This is a genomic window from Alkalithermobacter thermoalcaliphilus JW-YL-7 = DSM 7308, from assembly GCA_001584565.1.
Lineage (GTDB): Bacteria > Bacillota > Clostridia > Peptostreptococcales > Peptostreptococcaceae > Alkalithermobacter > Alkalithermobacter thermoalcaliphilus.
The window spans coordinates 1,775,403-1,791,168 of the sequence record LSFY01000001.1 but is presented as its reverse complement, the minus strand read 5'-3'; the positions used below and the strand labels follow the sequence as shown (position 1 = coordinate 1,791,168).

19 protein-coding genes and 4 tRNA genes are annotated in these 15,766 nt (G+C 28.7%); all 23 read left to right on the top strand.

Translation table 11 applies throughout. From position 1 onward, the window contains the following. The first annotated feature begins 5 nt into the window (after positions 1-5). The 23 genes from JWYL7_RS09200 (at position 6) to JWYL7_RS09090 (ending at position 15,745) form a co-directional block, all read left to right on the top strand. On the top strand, positions 6-1,151 hold the full coding sequence (locus tag JWYL7_RS09200; RefSeq protein ID WP_066072120.1) for an aminotransferase class V-fold PLP-dependent enzyme: 1,146 nt from the start codon (positions 6-8) through the stop codon (positions 1,149-1,151). Positions 1,152-1,242: 91 nt separating this feature from the next. Continuing rightward, positions 1,243-2,544: a helix-turn-helix domain-containing protein gene (locus tag JWYL7_RS09195; RefSeq protein WP_066072117.1), complete on the top strand. Its 1,302-nt coding sequence runs from the start codon at positions 1,243-1,245 to the stop codon at positions 2,542-2,544. Between the two features lie 39 nt (positions 2,545-2,583). Next, positions 2,584-3,636: a DUF5711 family protein gene (locus tag JWYL7_RS09190; RefSeq protein ID WP_066072115.1), complete on the top strand. Its 1,053-nt coding sequence runs from the start codon at positions 2,584-2,586 to the stop codon at positions 3,634-3,636. A 9-nt stretch (positions 3,637-3,645) separates the two neighbouring features. Next, positions 3,646-4,233 carry a CvpA family protein gene (locus JWYL7_RS09185; RefSeq protein WP_066072112.1) on the top strand — a complete coding sequence of 196 codons (588 nt, stop codon included), beginning with the start codon at positions 3,646-3,648 and terminating at the stop codon, positions 4,231-4,233. 22 nt (positions 4,234-4,255) lie between these two features. Beyond that, complete coding sequence (gene yedF / locus JWYL7_RS09180) at positions 4,256-4,846, top strand: sulfurtransferase-like selenium metabolism protein YedF (protein ID WP_066072109.1); 591 nt, start codon at positions 4,256-4,258, stop codon at positions 4,844-4,846. Between the two features lie 43 nt (positions 4,847-4,889). Next, on the top strand, positions 4,890-5,150 hold the full coding sequence (locus tag JWYL7_RS09175) for a putative Se/S carrier protein (protein ID WP_066072106.1): 261 nt from the start codon (positions 4,890-4,892) through the stop codon (positions 5,148-5,150). Between the two features lie 11 nt (positions 5,151-5,161). Further along, on the top strand, positions 5,162-5,356 hold the full coding sequence (locus JWYL7_RS09170) for a DUF951 domain-containing protein (protein WP_066072103.1): 195 nt from the start codon (positions 5,162-5,164) through the stop codon (positions 5,354-5,356). Between the two features lie 104 nt (positions 5,357-5,460). After that, a complete protein-coding gene (locus tag JWYL7_RS09165) occupies positions 5,461-6,645 on the top strand; it encodes an aminotransferase-like domain-containing protein (RefSeq protein WP_066072100.1) in 1,185 nt (394 codons plus the stop codon). A gap of 359 nt (positions 6,646-7,004) precedes the next feature. Next, a complete protein-coding gene (rpsF, locus tag JWYL7_RS09160; RefSeq protein WP_066072097.1) occupies positions 7,005-7,289 on the top strand; it encodes a 30S ribosomal protein S6 in 285 nt (94 codons plus the stop codon). An 18-nt stretch (positions 7,290-7,307) separates the two neighbouring features. Beyond that, positions 7,308-7,727 carry a single-stranded DNA-binding protein gene (locus JWYL7_RS09155; RefSeq protein WP_066072094.1) on the top strand — a complete coding sequence of 140 codons (420 nt, stop codon included), beginning with the start codon at positions 7,308-7,310 and terminating at the stop codon, positions 7,725-7,727. Positions 7,728-7,745: 18 nt separating this feature from the next. Continuing rightward, a complete protein-coding gene (rpsR, locus tag JWYL7_RS09150) occupies positions 7,746-7,973 on the top strand; it encodes a 30S ribosomal protein S18 (protein ID WP_066072090.1) in 228 nt (75 codons plus the stop codon). Positions 7,974-8,068: 95 nt separating this feature from the next. Further along, positions 8,069-8,389, top strand: a complete 321-nt coding sequence (locus JWYL7_RS09145) for a MazG-like family protein (RefSeq protein WP_066072089.1) — start codon at positions 8,069-8,071, stop codon at positions 8,387-8,389. A gap of 5 nt (positions 8,390-8,394) precedes the next feature. Then, a complete protein-coding gene (locus tag JWYL7_RS09140) occupies positions 8,395-9,321 on the top strand; it encodes a YybS family protein (RefSeq protein WP_066072086.1) in 927 nt (308 codons plus the stop codon). 14 nt (positions 9,322-9,335) lie between these two features. Beyond that, positions 9,336-11,333, top strand: coding sequence for a DHH family phosphoesterase (locus tag JWYL7_RS09135; RefSeq protein WP_066072081.1), 1,998 nt, complete (start codon positions 9,336-9,338; stop codon positions 11,331-11,333). Positions 11,334-11,335: 2 nt separating this feature from the next. Beyond that, complete coding sequence (gene rplI / locus JWYL7_RS09130; RefSeq protein WP_066072078.1) at positions 11,336-11,785, top strand: 50S ribosomal protein L9; 450 nt, start codon at positions 11,336-11,338, stop codon at positions 11,783-11,785. Between the two features lie 9 nt (positions 11,786-11,794). Then, the gene (gene dnaB / locus JWYL7_RS09125; protein ID WP_066072075.1) at positions 11,795-13,132 is read left to right on the top strand and encodes a replicative DNA helicase; all 1,338 of its coding nucleotides are present in this window, start codon (positions 11,795-11,797) and stop codon (positions 13,130-13,132) included. Between the two features lie 17 nt (positions 13,133-13,149). Continuing rightward, a complete protein-coding gene (locus JWYL7_RS09120) occupies positions 13,150-13,629 on the top strand; it encodes a ferritin family protein (RefSeq protein WP_066072072.1) in 480 nt (159 codons plus the stop codon). A 123-nt stretch (positions 13,630-13,752) separates the two neighbouring features. Further along, complete coding sequence (locus tag JWYL7_RS09115; protein ID WP_066072069.1) at positions 13,753-13,962, top strand: DUF1858 domain-containing protein; 210 nt, start codon at positions 13,753-13,755, stop codon at positions 13,960-13,962. A gap of 107 nt (positions 13,963-14,069) precedes the next feature. Next, positions 14,070-15,353: an adenylosuccinate synthase gene (locus JWYL7_RS09110; protein WP_066072066.1), complete on the top strand. Its 1,284-nt coding sequence runs from the start codon at positions 14,070-14,072 to the stop codon at positions 15,351-15,353. A 68-nt stretch (positions 15,354-15,421) separates the two neighbouring features. Beyond that, positions 15,422-15,497 (top strand) — tRNA-Lys (locus tag JWYL7_RS09105). A gap of 5 nt (positions 15,498-15,502) precedes the next feature. Continuing rightward, positions 15,503-15,577: transfer RNA gene (locus JWYL7_RS09100), tRNA-Glu, on the top strand. A gap of 4 nt (positions 15,578-15,581) precedes the next feature. Beyond that, positions 15,582-15,658 (top strand) — tRNA-Asp (locus JWYL7_RS09095). 11 nt (positions 15,659-15,669) lie between these two features. Continuing rightward, positions 15,670-15,745: transfer RNA gene (locus tag JWYL7_RS09090), tRNA-Thr, on the top strand. Positions 15,746-15,766: the final 21 nt, after the last annotated feature.

The following is a 15,766-nucleotide window of genomic DNA, read 5'->3' as shown; positions in this document are numbered from 1 at the left end:
GGGCTATGATTTATTTAGATAATGCTGCAACAACATTTCCAAAGCCAGAAAGTGTATATAATGAAGTTTTAAACTGCATGAAAAATTATGGAGCAAACCCTGGAAGAGCTGGACATAAACTAGCTTTACAAGCAGGAAGAGTAATATACGAAACAAGAGAAAACTTATGCAAACTTTTTAACATAAGAAATCCTATGAATATAATATTCACATATAATGCAACAGATTCACTTAATTTAGCTATAAAAGGATTTTTAAATAGTGGTGATCATGTAATAACTACAAGTATGGAGCACAATTCAGTTATAAGGCCAATAAAAGCACTAGAAAAAATAGGTGTTGAAAATACAATAGTAAATTGTGATAAATATGGACAGTTAAATGTAGAAGATATAAAAAAAGCTATAAAACCAAACACTAAACTAATAGTTACAACACACGCTTCAAATGTATGTGGAACTTTGATAGATATAGAATCTATAGGAAAAATTGCCAGGGAAATGGGGATAACATATTTAGTGGATGCAGCTCAAACAGCAGGAGTATATGATATAGATGTAGAAAAGATGAATATAGATATGTTAGCGCTGCCTGGGCACAAAGGTCTTTTAGGGCCTCAGGGAACAGGAATTTTATATATAAAAGATGGAATAGATTTAAGGCACTTAAAAGAAGGTGGAACAGGAAGCAAATCAGAAGAGCTAACTCAGCCTCATATACTTCCAGATAGATACGAATCAGGAACTCCAAATACTCCTGGTATAGCAGGACTTAATGAAGGAGTAAAGTTTATATTAAAAGAAGGAATAGATAAAATAAGAAAGCACGAAGAAGAGCTTACAGAATATTTTATTAAAGAACTTGAAAAAATAGAATCTGTTAAGATATATGGACCTAAAGATGTGAAAAAGCAATGTTCAGTAGTTTCTATAAATATATTAGACGAGGACTCTTCAGAGATAAGCTATATATTAGACTCTGTATTTGACATAGCAACAAGATCAGGTCTACATTGTGCACCTTTAGCTCATAAAACTTTAGGAACATTTGAGCAAGGAACGGTAAGATTTAGCATAGGATATTTTAACACAAAAAAAGATATAGATAAGGCTATACAGGCCTTAAAAGTAATAGACTCTCAGATAAAATAGATGCCTAAAAAGGCATCTATTTTTGTGTTGTATTTAACTATTTTCATAAGTTATAATTAAATATGACATACTAAATCTGGAGGACTTATGCATGGAAATACTTACTTTAGGTCAAAAAATAAAAAAACTTAGAAAAGAAAAAAATCTTACATTAAAAGAACTAGCAGGAAATAGAATAACAGCAGCTCAAATAAGCCATATAGAAAGAGATAAATCATATCCAAGTCAAGACCTTCTTGAGTATTTTGCAAACAGGTTAAATGTTACAGTAGACTATTTAGTTGAAAGTAAAGAAATGCAAGCTAGAAAGCTTACAACAAACTTGATACTAAAAAGTGATATATATATAAAATCTAAACAATTAAAAAAAGCTAAAGAAGAAATAGAAAAAGCAATACAAATATCAAAAGACTACGACATACATGACAATTATGCAAAAGCAAAATATATCCAAGGGCTTGTGTTATTTATAGAACAAAATTATGAAAAAGCTATACAATCTTTAGAGGAGAGCTTAATGTTTAATGTGAAAATAGGAAACATAGAAGAAGTAGTTAAGTGTTATATAAAACTAGGAGAAATATATATAAGCGACAAAATTTATAAAGTAGCTATAACAAAGCTTTTGCAAGCAGAAAATGTTTTTGAAAGTTATAATCTAAACAATTATGAACTAAAAAAAGAAATATATATAAATATTTCATATTGCTATGCAAAGCTTGAAGAAAACACTAAATGTCTAGATTATGCAAAAAAAGCAGAACAAATACAAGAAACACTAAACAATATAAAAGATAAAGGAAATGATTTTTTAATTACAGGAAGCAAATTCTTAAATGAAGGCGATTATGATAAGGCTAAAGAATATCTGAGCAAAGCTATGAAAATATTCGAAAAAGAAAACGAAAAAAATAAACAAGCTCAGGCCTATATAAAAATGTCTAAAGCATACACAAAACTTGAAAGACATGAGGAAGCTTTAGAATACATCAAAAAAGCATATATAATTAAAAGAGAATACGAAGATGAAGAAGTTGTAAGTATATTGTTTGAGTATATAAAGAAACTGATTATATTTAAAGATTTTGAAAACGCAAAGAAGTATGCTAAAAAAGCGTTAGCTATATCTATCAAAATAAAAGATACTATACTAGAGTATAAATCTCTTAAATACTACGCAAGAGTATATAAACAAGAAGGAAATAGTCAAGTGGCTATAGAAACTATGAAAAAAGCATTAGAAATAATAAGGTCGCTAGAAGACAAAAAAGAATTAGCAAATGCTTATTTTTATCTTGCAGAAATTTATAGCGATATATCTAGCGAAGAAAAACTAAAATACTATTCTGAAGGAGTAAATCTATATAAAGAATTAGGACTTATAAATGATTAGATTTTAAAATCTAATCATTTATTGTAGATGGGGGTTAGTATGAAGAAGAAGAATATAGTTATAATATTAGCAATTATGCTTATTATTTTTGCAAATCCTAAGACAATAAATTTTTTTAAAAATATAAATTCAGACAACTCAAAAGTAGAGTTAGTAAAAGAAATTCCTTTTTCATATAAATCTAATATGACATTTAAAAAGCTTAGCAATGAATTTATAATGTATGACGGAAACACTTTGATTTGTATAGATAACAAAGGAGAAAAAATATTCACATCTAATATTAGGGCAAATAACTATTCATTAGATACAAACGAAAGTCAAACATATATACTAGATAAAACAAATAAAAACGTATATATAGTTGATAAAAAAGGAAGTATAATTAATAAATTTGATATAGATGCTGATGCAGTATATATAAAATCATTTAAAAATGGTAACTTTATAATACATTATGAAACTGATATACAGTTAGAAGGCGTAAAATTACTTAGCTCAAAAGGAGAACTTATAAAAGACATATCAATACCAAAATCTACTATAAATTTTGTAGATATAGATGATAATACACAAGGTTTTTTAATAAGTGCAATAACAATAGAAAACGACAGTTTATATAACAACATATTTTTATATAATAGAAAAGGTGAACTAGTATCTGCCGACAAATATGAAAATAGATTATTTATAAGATCATACATAAACCCAAAGGAAATATTCTTATTTGAACCAGATAGTATACAGATAAAAGAAAAAAATCTAGAACCTATAACTACAGTCAATTTTAAAGATACAATAAGATACATAGGAAAAATAGACAACAAAGTAGGAATAGTAAATGAAAGAGGAAATGTAGTTTATATAAGTGAAAAAGGAGAAGAAAAAATACAAAGATATCCTATAGATAATATAAAGGGATTTGAATACACACAAGCAGGCAATGTAGTATATTCAGATAGAAGTATGTATTTTGAAGCGAGTAAAAAAAGAGATGATTTTACTAAAGATATAATAAATGTTTTATCGCTAGAAAATAACTATATAGTAGTAGTGTTCAGAGGAAGTATAAAGATTTTTAGAGTAAAATAGGAGGGGATAATGTTTAGTTTTATAGATACAATAATCATAATTTTATTTTTAATATCAGCAATAAATGGATTTAGACTAGGTTTTGTAAGATCGCTTCTAAGTTTGCTAAAATATATTATATCTATCTACCTATTAAGGCTTTATTATGTTCCAGTAGTAAACTTTATAATCACAAACGAGGATATGTTTAATATAGTAAGAAATCTTTTAAAAAATATAGTAAGGGAAAATATATTACTAGATACAATATCAAAACTAGCAATTCAATCAGTAGTGTTGATAGTTTTATTCATGATATTTAATATCATTTTAGATATAATAATATCAAAAATAGATAATATATTTAAAATTAAATATTTAAATGGAATAAATAGATTACTTGGTCTTGGATTTGGACTGCTAAAGTGTTTTGTAATACTATCTTTAGTTATATCATTAGTAAACCCTTTTTTAAACTTATTTAAATCAGATGAACTAATAACTATGTTAAATCAGTCAGTATTACTTAAATATCTATATATGTATAACTTTACGTTAGGAAGTTTTAACACATTTATAGAAATATTTTATAAGTACAAAATAACGGATATGATATAATAATTTCAAGGGGGGAGATAAAATGAAATATTTAGATGCAAGAAATCTTGAGTGTCCAAAACCAGTAATAAACACAAAAAAAGAACTTGAAAGTATAACAGAAGGAACACTAGTAGTTATAGTAGATAATGAAATAGCTAAAGAAAACGTATTAAAACTAGCAAAATCTATGAATTGTCTAGCAGTATCAAGTGAAAAAGAAGATGGTATTTACATACAAATTACTAAAGGGAATTTACAAGAAGATATAAAAGATGAAAATGTAAACTTAGATATAACAGATAAAGTTATAATGATATCTTCAGAATTTATGGGAAAAGGGTCTGATGAGTTAGGAAAAATCTTGATAAAAGGCTTTTTATATACAATATCAGAAAGTGGAAAATATCCTAAGAGTATGTTATTTATAAATAGTGGAGTGAAATTAACAACTGAAAATGAGGAGACAGTTGAAAGTTTAAAGAAATTAGAAAGCCAAGGAGTAGATATACAATCTTGCGGAACATGTCTTGACTATTTTAACTTAAAGGACAAACTAAAAGTAGGAAAAATATCAAATATGTATGATATAGTGGATACTATAAACAAATCTTCAAATACTATAGTAATATAAGACTACACTTTAAATTGTAGTCTTTATATTTTAGGAGGAAGCTATGGATACAATGTACTTTATTTCATTTAACTCAACTCATCACAGTATGAGGCTTGATAAAATCTTAAGAGACAATAATATAAACATAAAGACTATTCCAACTCCAAGAGAAGTAACTTCAAGCTGTGGACTTTCAATAGTATTCAACATAGAAGATCTAGAAAAAATAAAACAAAAGATAGAAGAATTTGAAATTGATTATTTTGGAATATTCAAAATGGAAAAAACTAAAGATGGAAAAAGAATAATAACTAAACTTTAGGAGGTGATATTTTGCCTGTTAAATTAAATATAGGAGATATAGTAGAGCTTAGAAAATCTCATCCTTGTGGAGGAAATACATTTGAAATAATGAGAGCTGGAATGGACTTTAGAATAAGATGTTTAAAATGTGATAAACAGGTATGGCTAGAAAGAGTAAATTTAGAAAAAAGACTTAAAAAAATAATTCAAAGCAAAGAAGAATAGTCTGAAAATTTAATAAATAACATATATCCTATGCAATACTAGACAAAGATGATATAATAAAAATGTGAAAATGTTTTCCTTACAAAACACAGGGGGTGTTAATTTTGAGTATTAAATTTGCAAATAGAATGGAAAATTTAAAAGCTTCAGAAATTCGTGAGCTTCTAAAACTAACAGAAAAACCAGAGGTAATATCATTTGCAGGGGGACTTCCAGCACCAGAATTATTCCCTGTTGATCAAATGAAAGAAGTAGCACAAAAAGTTTTAGAAGAAGGTGGAACTCAAGCACTTCAATATGCTACTACAGAAGGATTTATACCTTTGAGAAAACTTATAGCAAAAAGAATGAATGAAAAATTTAAAACAAATGTAGATGAGTCAAATATATTAATAATAAGTGGATCACAACAAGGACTAGATTTTTCAGGAAAGATATTTTTAAATGAAGGAGATGTAGTTCTTTGTGAAAGCCCTTCATATTTAGGAGCATTAAATGCATTCAAGGCATATGGTCCTAAATTTATAGAAGTTCCAACAGATGAAAATGGAATGATAATGGAAGAACTTGAAAAGATACTTGAAACTACTGAAAATGTAAAAATGATATATGTAATTCCTGATTTCCAAAACCCTACAGGAAGAACTTGGCCTATTGAAAGACGTAAAAAGTTTATGGAAATAGTTGCAAAATACGAGGTGCCAGTAATAGAAGATAACCCTTATGGAGAGTTAAGATTTGAAGGAGAGATTTTACCTTCTTTAAAATCAATGGATGAAAAAGGGCTTGTTGTATTCCTAGGTACATTCTCTAAAACGTTCTGTCCAGGTCTTAGAGTAGGTTGGGTAGCAGCAGATCATAATATATTAGAAAAATATATAATGATAAAGCAAAGTGCAGACCTTCAAACATCTACAATAGCACAAAGAGAAATAGCAAAATTTATGGAAATATATGATTTAGATGAACATGTAGAAAAAATAAAGAAAGTTTATAAAAAACGTAGAGATCTTATGATAAATACAATAAAGGAAGAATTCCCACAAGGTTTGAAATATACTTATCCAGAGGGAGGATTATTTACTTGGGTAGAACTTCCAAGTCACATAAATGCTAGAGATGTTCTTATAAAATGTTTAGAAAATAATGTAGCGTTTGTTCCAGGAGGATCATTCTTCCCTAACGGCGGAAAAGAAAATACATTTAGATTAAATTACTCTAATATGCCTGAGGACAAAATAGTTGAAGGAGTTAAGAGATTAGGAAAAGTTTTAAGAGAGTTTATTTAGTATAAAAAAATAAGAGTAGCTTGGCTACTCTTATTTTTTTATAACACAAAGTCTTCTTATATATTTCAAAGAAGACTTTGTTATAAGGGGGAGATTGGGATGAAAAATATTAAGTTGTGGGGGCTATCTAGTAATATAATTTCCACAAATTATATTTTATATACATAATTTATGAAAAAATTTTTCATAACCCATAGGAAATCATAAGCTTTAATAAATTATAGGAAGTATAGACAAAAACTTTTAAAAATTATTTGATTTTTGCACAGCAAAGTGATAATATATATAGGTATGAGAAAAGTCTCATTTCTCTGCCCTATTGATTTAGGGCCGTTTAAGTCCAAAGGGAGGTGAATATAATGAAAAAATATGAATTAGTTTACGTTGTAAAACCAAATACAGAGGAAGAAAGAAGAACTTCTGTATTAGAAAAGGTTAAAAGCATAGTATCAACAAATGGACAAGTTGAGAAAGTTGATGAGTGGGGAATTAAAAAATTAGCTTACCCAATTCAAAAATTTACAGAAGGATACTATGTATTAGTAAACTTTACATCTGATGTAGATCTACCAAAAGAAATAGACAGAAACTTAAAGATCTCTGAAGATGTAATCAGACACATGATCGTTTCTGTAGAAGAATAATATCAAGGTGGTGTTAAAATGAACAATGTTGTTTTGGTGGGAAGGCTAACAAAAGACCCAGAGCTTAGGTACATCCCAGGAGGAACAGCAGTTGCCACCTTTTCTATAGCTGTAAACAGAGAGTTTACAAACAAAGAAGGAAAAAGAGAAGCTGATTTTATAAATATAGAGGTTTGGAACAAACCAGCAGAAAACTGTGCAAACTATCTATCAAAAGGTAGTTTAGTAGGAGTTCAAGGAGCTTTAAGAGTAGATAGATACGAAACGTCAACAGGAGAAAAGAGAACTCTTACAAAAGTTAGAGCCTCTAGAGTTGAATTTTTAGAATCTAAAAACAGATCTGAAGTTAGGTCTGAAGAGTTTGATAAGACTTTTGAAGATTCGGATATAGATTTAGAGGGATTTGAAGCCCTAGATGACGATGATATTCCATTCTAAAGAAAAGGAGGGAAAATTATGGTAAACAAAAAGAGACGTCGTAGAAAAAAAGTTTGTGCTTTCTGTGCTGATAAAAATGTACGTATAGATTACAAAGATACAAATAGATTAAAAAAATATATAACTGAAAGAGGAAAAATACTTCCAAGAAGAATTTCAGGAGTATGTGCAAAACATCAAAGAGATTTAACAACTGCTATAAAGAGAGCTAGAAACATAGCCCTTCTTCCATATACAGTTGAATAAAAATAAAACGAGCCTTAAGGCTCGTTTTTATTGTTCTATAGTTCTATTTTATCTTCCTTATGTGGTATAATGATATATTAAGGGAGGGGGAAATCTTGAAGATAAACAAAGGACTTGAGGTTACTAGAAATATAAAAATAATAGAATGGCTAAAAACAGAAATACTAAGCAGTGTATCTGCTTTATATGATCTTATGTTCAATGGGGCTAGATCAACAGATGAAGTTGTCCAAGATGTCTTAGCTAATATAATTATGACTACATATTTGCTTTCTAAAAGATTAGGATTAAAATATTCTGATATAGATAATAAGATAAAAGAAAAAATTAAGGCTGCTATAATAGAAGAACATAAAATAGAGAAATGGTATGGCGATTTATCTACTCTAAAAGAGCACATAAAATCTAGGGAGTGATTATTTTGAATAATAAAACCAATAGACAAAGGTTAGTTGAATCAGCGATTATATCAGTACTAGGGGTTATAATATCACTTATATGTACATATGTTCCTTTCTTTAATTTGTTCATATCTTTTGTTGGTATAGTTTATATAATAATAACTTTCAGAAACGGTATAAAATATGGTATATTATCAGCTTTTGTATCTTCTTTTTTACTTTCATTAATTACAGATCCTATGTATGCTATAACTTTAGGGCTTGTATTTTTCCTTCCGGGAATTAGTATAGGATATGGATTAAATAAAAATAAAAATCCTTTTTATAGCATATCACTTGGGTTTATAACATCTATACTTGTAATAATTTTATATACGAAACTAGCATCTTTAATATTTGGAATAGATATTGTACAAACACTTATACAGACATTTAAAGAAGCTGTTGAAATTCAAGAAAAAATGATGAAAGACCTTAATGTAGACAATACTCTAGATAGTTTAAATATAGTAGATATGATATCTACAGTAATACCATCTATGATAGTTATTTCATCTATAGCAATATCTTTTATAAATTATTATGTTAGTATATATTTTCTAAAAAGGATAAAAGGAATCAGTAAGGATTTCCCTACATTAAAAGAATTTACTCTTCCAGGAAATATATCTTTTGGAATAAGTATAATACTTTTGTTAACACTTATATCTAGTACACTAGAGTGGATATACTATCAAACATTAGTTACAAATGTAACTTTAATATTTTTCTTTATGTTTTTACTTCAAGGTATAGCAGTATTTAGCTATATAATAGATAAAAAGCCTAAAATATTTAAAAGCACTATAATAGTTTTGAGTATATTTATAGCACCAGTAATGTTAAACGCTATCTCTTTAATAGGCCTTGCAGATTCTGTATTTAATTTTAGAAAGATAAGAAGATAACTCAGGAGGCCCTTATGAAAGATAAGTTTGGATTTAAATTTTATTTACCAGAAACAAGCCTTTATATGTGTATAATATTAATTTTAAGCGTTATTATTTCTGTTTATAATATTTATATTGGTATAGCAAGTTTTATATGCTTTTGTTACTTGACATATCATAACTGGAAAATAACAGACATAAGAAGAAAAGAGTGGACGAGATATATAGAAAATTTATCAATAGATATGGATGAAGCTGTTAAAAATGTAATTTTGAATATACCAATCCCTCTTTGTATATTAGAATTTGATGGAAAAATAAATTGGTATAATAATAAATTTTTGAACATGATGAAAAAAACAGATATACTCGAAAAGAATATAGAAAGCTTAGTTCCTAATCTAAACTTAAGAAAAGTATTAAATGAAAATAAGGAGCTTTATACAGAAGTTGAGTTTGATAATAAAAAGTATAATGTAGTTTACAATATAATAAAAAGTGAACATGAATCTAAAGCTAAGTATCTTGTAATGGTTTATTGGTTTGATAAAACAGAATATGTAAACTTACTTGAAAAATATAAAAATGAAAGGCCCGTTATAGCAATAATACAGGTAGATAGTTATGATGAAGTAATACAAAGTGCAAGTGAAGATAAAAGGCCTTTAATAGCAGCTGAGATAGAAAGAATATTAAATTTATGGGCATTACAGCTAAAAGGAGCATTTAGAAAAAATGCAAAAGATAAGTATACTATTTTGATAAGCAATAAGGATCTTGAAAATCTAGAAAAAGATAAGTTTTCCATACTAGATGAAATAAGAAAGATAGATCATGGAAATACACTTCCTATAACCTTGAGTATAGGTGTAGGAGCTATGGGGGAGAGCTTAAACGAAACATTAAGATATGCAAATAGTGCTTTAGATTTAGCATTAGGTAGAGGTGGAGATCAGGCTGTAATCAAAAGAAAAGAAAAAGCTGTATTTTATGGTGGAAAAAATAAAGCAGTGGAAAAAAGAACAAGAGTAAAGGCTAGAATTATTGCTCACGCTTTAAAAGATCTTATATTAGAATCTCAACAGATATTTATTATGGGACATAAATATCCAGACCTTGATGCATTAGGAGCATCTATTGGAATTTATAGTATATGTATGTCGTTAGATAAAGAGTGTAATATAATTTTAGAAAAATCTAACTCATCGATTGAATCACTTATGGATAGATTGATAAAGTCAGAAAAATATAAGCATGCATTTATAAGCAAAGAAGAAGCCATAAGATATGCAGACAAAAACACACTAGTTATAGTGGTTGATACTCATAGACCTAATTTTACAGAGTGCGAAGAAATTCTTGAAATATCTGAAAAAATAGTTGTTATAGATCATCATAGAAGGGGTATTGAATTTATAGATAATGCAGTTTTGGTATATCATGAACCATATGAATCTTCTACTTGTGAAATGGTTACAGAAATTTTACAGTATATAGATGAAAAATCTATAATAGATAAGTTAGGTGCAGAGGCACTGCTTAGTGGAATAATTTTAGATACTAAAAATTTTACTTTTAAAACAGGAGTTAGAACATTTGAAGCAGCAGCTATTTTAAGAAAATTAGGTGCTGACACTGTAAGTGTTAAAAAGTTATTCCAAGGTGAATTAGATGAATTTATAGGAAAGGCAGAAATAATAAAAAATTCAAAAATAATAGCTAATACTGTTGCAATATCTCTTTGTTATGATACAAATATAACATCTCCTGTTGTTATAGCACAGGGAGCAGATGAACTTTTAAACATAAAGGGAGTTAAAGCATCGTTTGTTCTTGGAAAATCCGAAGATAATACTATATTCATAAGTGGAAGATCTTTAGGAGATATAAATGTTCAGGTTATAATGGAAAAGCTAGGTGGAGGTGGACATATAGATGTCGCAGGAGCCCAGCTTGCAGATATTTCTATTGAAGAAGCTTTAGAAAGAGTAGAAGAACTTATTATGGAATATTTAAAGGAGGCTGATTAGTTGTGAAAGTTATATTACTAAAAGACATAAAAGGAACAGGTAAAAAAGGAGAAGTAGTAAATGTAAGCGATGGATATGCAAGAAACTATTTAATACCAAAAGGATTAGTAAAAGAAGCTACACAAGCAAACCTAAAGATTTTAAATGAGCAAATAAAAGCGGAAAAAATAAAAGAAGATAGAGAATTTAATGAAGCTAAAGAATTAGCTAAAAAGATGGAAGATATGACTTTAGAGTTTTATTCTAAAGCTGGAGATGGTGGAAGATTATTTGGATCTATAACTTCAAAAGATATAGCTGAAAACTTAAAGAAAAAGCATAACATAAATGTAGACAAAAGAAAAATATTATTAAATGAACCAATAAGAACACTTGGATGTATGTATGTCGAAATTAAAATACATCCTAAAGTAGTTGCAAAAATAAGAGTAGAGGTTAAAGAAAAGGAGTAATCTTTCAAAATGGAGGATAAAGGAAAAATTCCACCACACAGCGTAGACGCTGAGCAGTCTGTGCTAGGTGCTATACTTTTAGATAAAGATGCTATGGTTTTAGTATCAGAAGTAATAGTTTCTGATGATTTTTATAAAGATGCACATAAAGAAATATATGATGCTATGCTTTATTTATATAGTAAAAGTGAACCTATAGATTTAATAACTTTAACCGAAGAATTAAAAAGAAGAAATACTTTAGATATAGTAGGTGGAATATCATATATAACAAGTTTATCCACGATAGTTCCAACTAGTTCTAATGTAAAATATTATGTAGATATAGTAAAAGAAAAATCTATTTTAAGAAAACTTATAAAATCATCTCAAGAAATATTAGAGCTAGGATATAGTGAAAGTGAAAATATAGAATCTATACTAGAAAAAGCTGAAAAATCAGTATTTAGTATATCTCAAGAAAAAACTTCAGACAATCTAAAGCCTATAAACGAAGTATTAATGGATACTTATGATATGTTAGAAGAATTATATAAAAATAAAGGAAAAATAACAGGAATTACAACAGGCTTTACAGATTTAGATAGAAAAACTAATGGGCTTCAAAGAACAGACCTAATACTAATAGCTGCTCGTCCAGCTATGGGAAAAACAGCTTTTTCTCTTAATGTAGCTCAAAATGCAGCTCTTAAGGGAAATGCATCTGTTGCAATTTTTAGTTTAGAAATGTCAAAAGAACAGCTCATACAACGTATTCTTTCAGCACAGGCAAATATTGAACTTAATAAAATTAAAAATGGTACATTAAATGAGCAAGAATGGCCAAAACTAATAGAGGCTATGGGTGTTTTATCTAAATTAAATATATATATAGATGACACTCCTGGTATAACAATAAGAGAGCTTAGATCAAAGTGTAGAAAACTTAAAATTGAAAAAGGCTTAGACCTTGTCTTAATAGACTATCTACAGCTTATGGAAGGAGATAGTAAATCCGAAAGCAGGCAACAAGAAATATCAAAAATATCTAGATCACTTAAAATACTTGCAAAAGAACTAGATTGTCCTGTTATAGCTTTATCACAGCTTTCACGTGCTCCAGAGCTTAGATCTGACCATAGACCGATACTATCTGACTTAAGAGAATCAGGAGCTATAGAACAAGATGCAGATATAGTAATGTTTTTATATAGAGATGAATACTATCATCCAGACTCAGAAAAGAAAAACATAGGAGAGGTAATAATAGCTAAACATCGTCATGGGGAAACAGGGACAGTAGAGCTTGTTTGGTTTGGAGAGTTTCAAAAGTTTCATAATCTTGCTAAGGATATAAATCAAACTTAAAAATAAGGGGGATAACTATGTTAAATGAATTAGAAGTTCTAAAAATAGCTGAAGGTATAGAGAAAGAAGGGGAAAGATTTTATACACAAGCTATGGAAAATGAAAAAAATCCACAGATAAAAGAAATATTTAAAATGCTTGCACAAGAAGAAAAAATGCACTTTGAACTATTTAAAAAAATGTATGAAGAAGCAAAAGAAGAAACAAAACAAAACGATGATTACATATTTGATGAACTAACAAGTGCATATCTTGAAGCAATAAGCCTAACAGCAGTATTTAATACAAATGGAATAACAAACAGTAAGATAAGACAGGTTGTAGATACTAAGGATGCTCTTTTAATAGGAATTCAAGCAGAAAAAGATGCTATGTTGTTTTATACAAAAATTTATGAAAATGCTAAAACAGAAACTACTAAAAAGTACCTAAAAAAACTTATACAAGAAGAAAATGACCACTTAGAAAAACTTATCAACATATACAGACAACTATAAAGAGAAATTAACATATCCACATTATCCACAATATATATGTTAATAACTGTTGATAAGTTTTATATTTTCTGATAATATGAAATTAGATTGTTTTATATTTAACTATATAAAGGAGGAAATAAAATGTTTAAAGTAACAGAAGATATGACTATAATGGATGTATTAAGACAAGACAAAGAAGTAGCTTATGTGTTTATGAAACATGGATTACACTGCCTAGGCTGTCCTGGAGCTACTATGGAAAGTATAAAAGATGCAGCTAACGTTCACGGTATAGACTTAAATTCTTTATTAAACGATTTAAATAAATTCTTTGAAGAAAAATCAAAGTAAGCTCAAAAAGCTTACTTTTTTTTGTATATAGATTGCTCAAAATTCGTATATTTGATAAAATTAAGACTGAAGTGTTCGTTATAATATGAATTAAGAGGTGAATATAAATGTCAACGATAGCTATAGTAGGAGCTCAATGGGGAGATGAAGGAAAAGGAAAGGTGATAGATTACCTAGCAAGAAAAGCAGATGTTGTAGTTAGAGCTCAAGGTGGAAACAATGCAGGACACACATTAGTAGTTAACAATAAAAAATACTCTCTACACTTAATACCATCAGGAATTTTAAATCCAGATAGCTTAAACATAATAGGAAATGGAGTAGTTTTTGATCCTAAAGGATTTTTAGAAGAAATAGATATGTTAAAAAAAGATAAAATACCTACAGATAAAATAAAAATAAGCGATAGAGCACATGCAATATTTCCTTACCACAAAAAAATAGATGAGTTATCAGAAAATGCAAGAGGAGAAAATAAAATAGGAACTACAAAAAAGGGAATAGGCCCTTGTTATATAGATAAAACAGAAAGATCAGGAATAAGAGTTTGTGACTTAATTGACGAAGATATATTTAAAGAAAAGCTAAAAAAACAAATACAATCAAAAAATGAAATAATACAAAAGATTTATAATGATACTCCTTTGGATTTTGAGAAGATATACAATGAATATACAGAATACGCAAAAGAAATAAAAAAATATGTAGCTGATACATCTGTTATAATATATGATGCAATAAAAGAAGGTAAAAAAGTTTTATTTGAAGGAGCACAAGGAACTTTACTGGATTTAGATTTTGGTACTTATCCATATGTAACATCTTCTCACCCTACATCTGGAGGATTTTGTATAGGAAGTGGTATAGGACCAAATATGATAAAAGATGTTCTTGGTATAGTAAAGGCTTATACTACAAGAGTAGGAAAAGGACCATTTGTAACAGAACTTGATAATGAAATCGGAGAAAAAATAAGAATCAAAGGAAACGAATTTGGAACAACTACAGGAAGAGCTAGAAGATGTGGTTGGTTTGATAGCGTACTTGTAAAATATTCTTGTAGAGTAAATGGATTTACAGGAATATCTCTGATGCTTTTAGATGTTTTAACAGGATTTGAAAAAATAAATATATGTGTAGGATATAAATATAAAGATAAAATAATAAATGATTTTCCAGCATCTTTAGAAATTCTTGAAAAATGTGAGCCTGTATACGAGATGCTAAATGGATGGACAGAAGATATAAGTAGTGCAAAAACATTTAATGATCTTCCAATTAATGCCCAAAACTATGTAAAAAGAATAGAAGAATTAATTGGAGTAAAAGTAAAAATGATATCAGTAGGGCCAAACAGAGATCAAACTATACTAAGAGAAGAAATTTTTTAAAAAAATTGTAGAAAATTGTTGACAAGTGCATTTTCACATAGTATTATATGTAACTGTGAGATGCACAAGACCCATTAGCTCAGTAGGTAGAGCACCTGACTTTTAATCAGGGTGTCCCGCGTTCGAGTCGCGGATGGGTCACCAACTTAGGCCCATTGGTCAAGCGGTTAAGACACCGCCCTTTCACGGCGGTAACAGGGGTTCGAATCCCCTATGGGTCACCAATTTGGCCTGGTAGTTCAGTTGGTTAGAATGCCAGCCTGTCACGCTGGAGGTCGAGGGTTCGAGTCCCTTCCAGGTCGCCAAAATTTAATATGCTGGTGTAGCTCAATTGGCAGAGCAGCTGACTTGTAATCAGCAGGTTGCGGGTTCGAGTCCCATCACCAGCTCCAGTGAAACCTTAAGGCTTAAGC

Coding starts and splice junctions, on each gene's coding strand:
- JWYL7_RS09200 (WP_066072120.1), top strand. CDS start 6: ATGATTTATTTAGATAATGCTGCAACAACATTTCCAAAGCCAGAAAGT.
- JWYL7_RS09195 (WP_066072117.1), top strand. CDS start 1,243: ATGGAAATACTTACTTTAGGTCAAAAAATAAAAAAACTTAGAAAAGAA.
- JWYL7_RS09190 (WP_066072115.1), top strand. CDS start 2,584: ATGAAGAAGAAGAATATAGTTATAATATTAGCAATTATGCTTATTATT.
- JWYL7_RS09185 (WP_066072112.1), top strand. CDS start 3,646: ATGTTTAGTTTTATAGATACAATAATCATAATTTTATTTTTAATATCA.
- yedF (WP_066072109.1), top strand. CDS start 4,256: ATGAAATATTTAGATGCAAGAAATCTTGAGTGTCCAAAACCAGTAATA.
- JWYL7_RS09175 (WP_066072106.1), top strand. CDS start 4,890: ATGGATACAATGTACTTTATTTCATTTAACTCAACTCATCACAGTATG.
- rpsF (WP_066072097.1), top strand. CDS start 7,005: ATGAAAAAATATGAATTAGTTTACGTTGTAAAACCAAATACAGAGGAA.
- JWYL7_RS09155 (WP_066072094.1), top strand. CDS start 7,308: ATGAACAATGTTGTTTTGGTGGGAAGGCTAACAAAAGACCCAGAGCTT.
- rpsR (WP_066072090.1), top strand. CDS start 7,746: ATGGTAAACAAAAAGAGACGTCGTAGAAAAAAAGTTTGTGCTTTCTGT.
- JWYL7_RS09135 (WP_066072081.1), top strand. CDS start 9,336: ATGAAAGATAAGTTTGGATTTAAATTTTATTTACCAGAAACAAGCCTT.
- dnaB (WP_066072075.1), top strand. CDS start 11,795: ATGGAGGATAAAGGAAAAATTCCACCACACAGCGTAGACGCTGAGCAG.
- JWYL7_RS09120 (WP_066072072.1), top strand. CDS start 13,150: ATGTTAAATGAATTAGAAGTTCTAAAAATAGCTGAAGGTATAGAGAAA.
- JWYL7_RS09115 (WP_066072069.1), top strand. CDS start 13,753: ATGTTTAAAGTAACAGAAGATATGACTATAATGGATGTATTAAGACAA.
- JWYL7_RS09110 (WP_066072066.1), top strand. CDS start 14,070: ATGTCAACGATAGCTATAGTAGGAGCTCAATGGGGAGATGAAGGAAAA.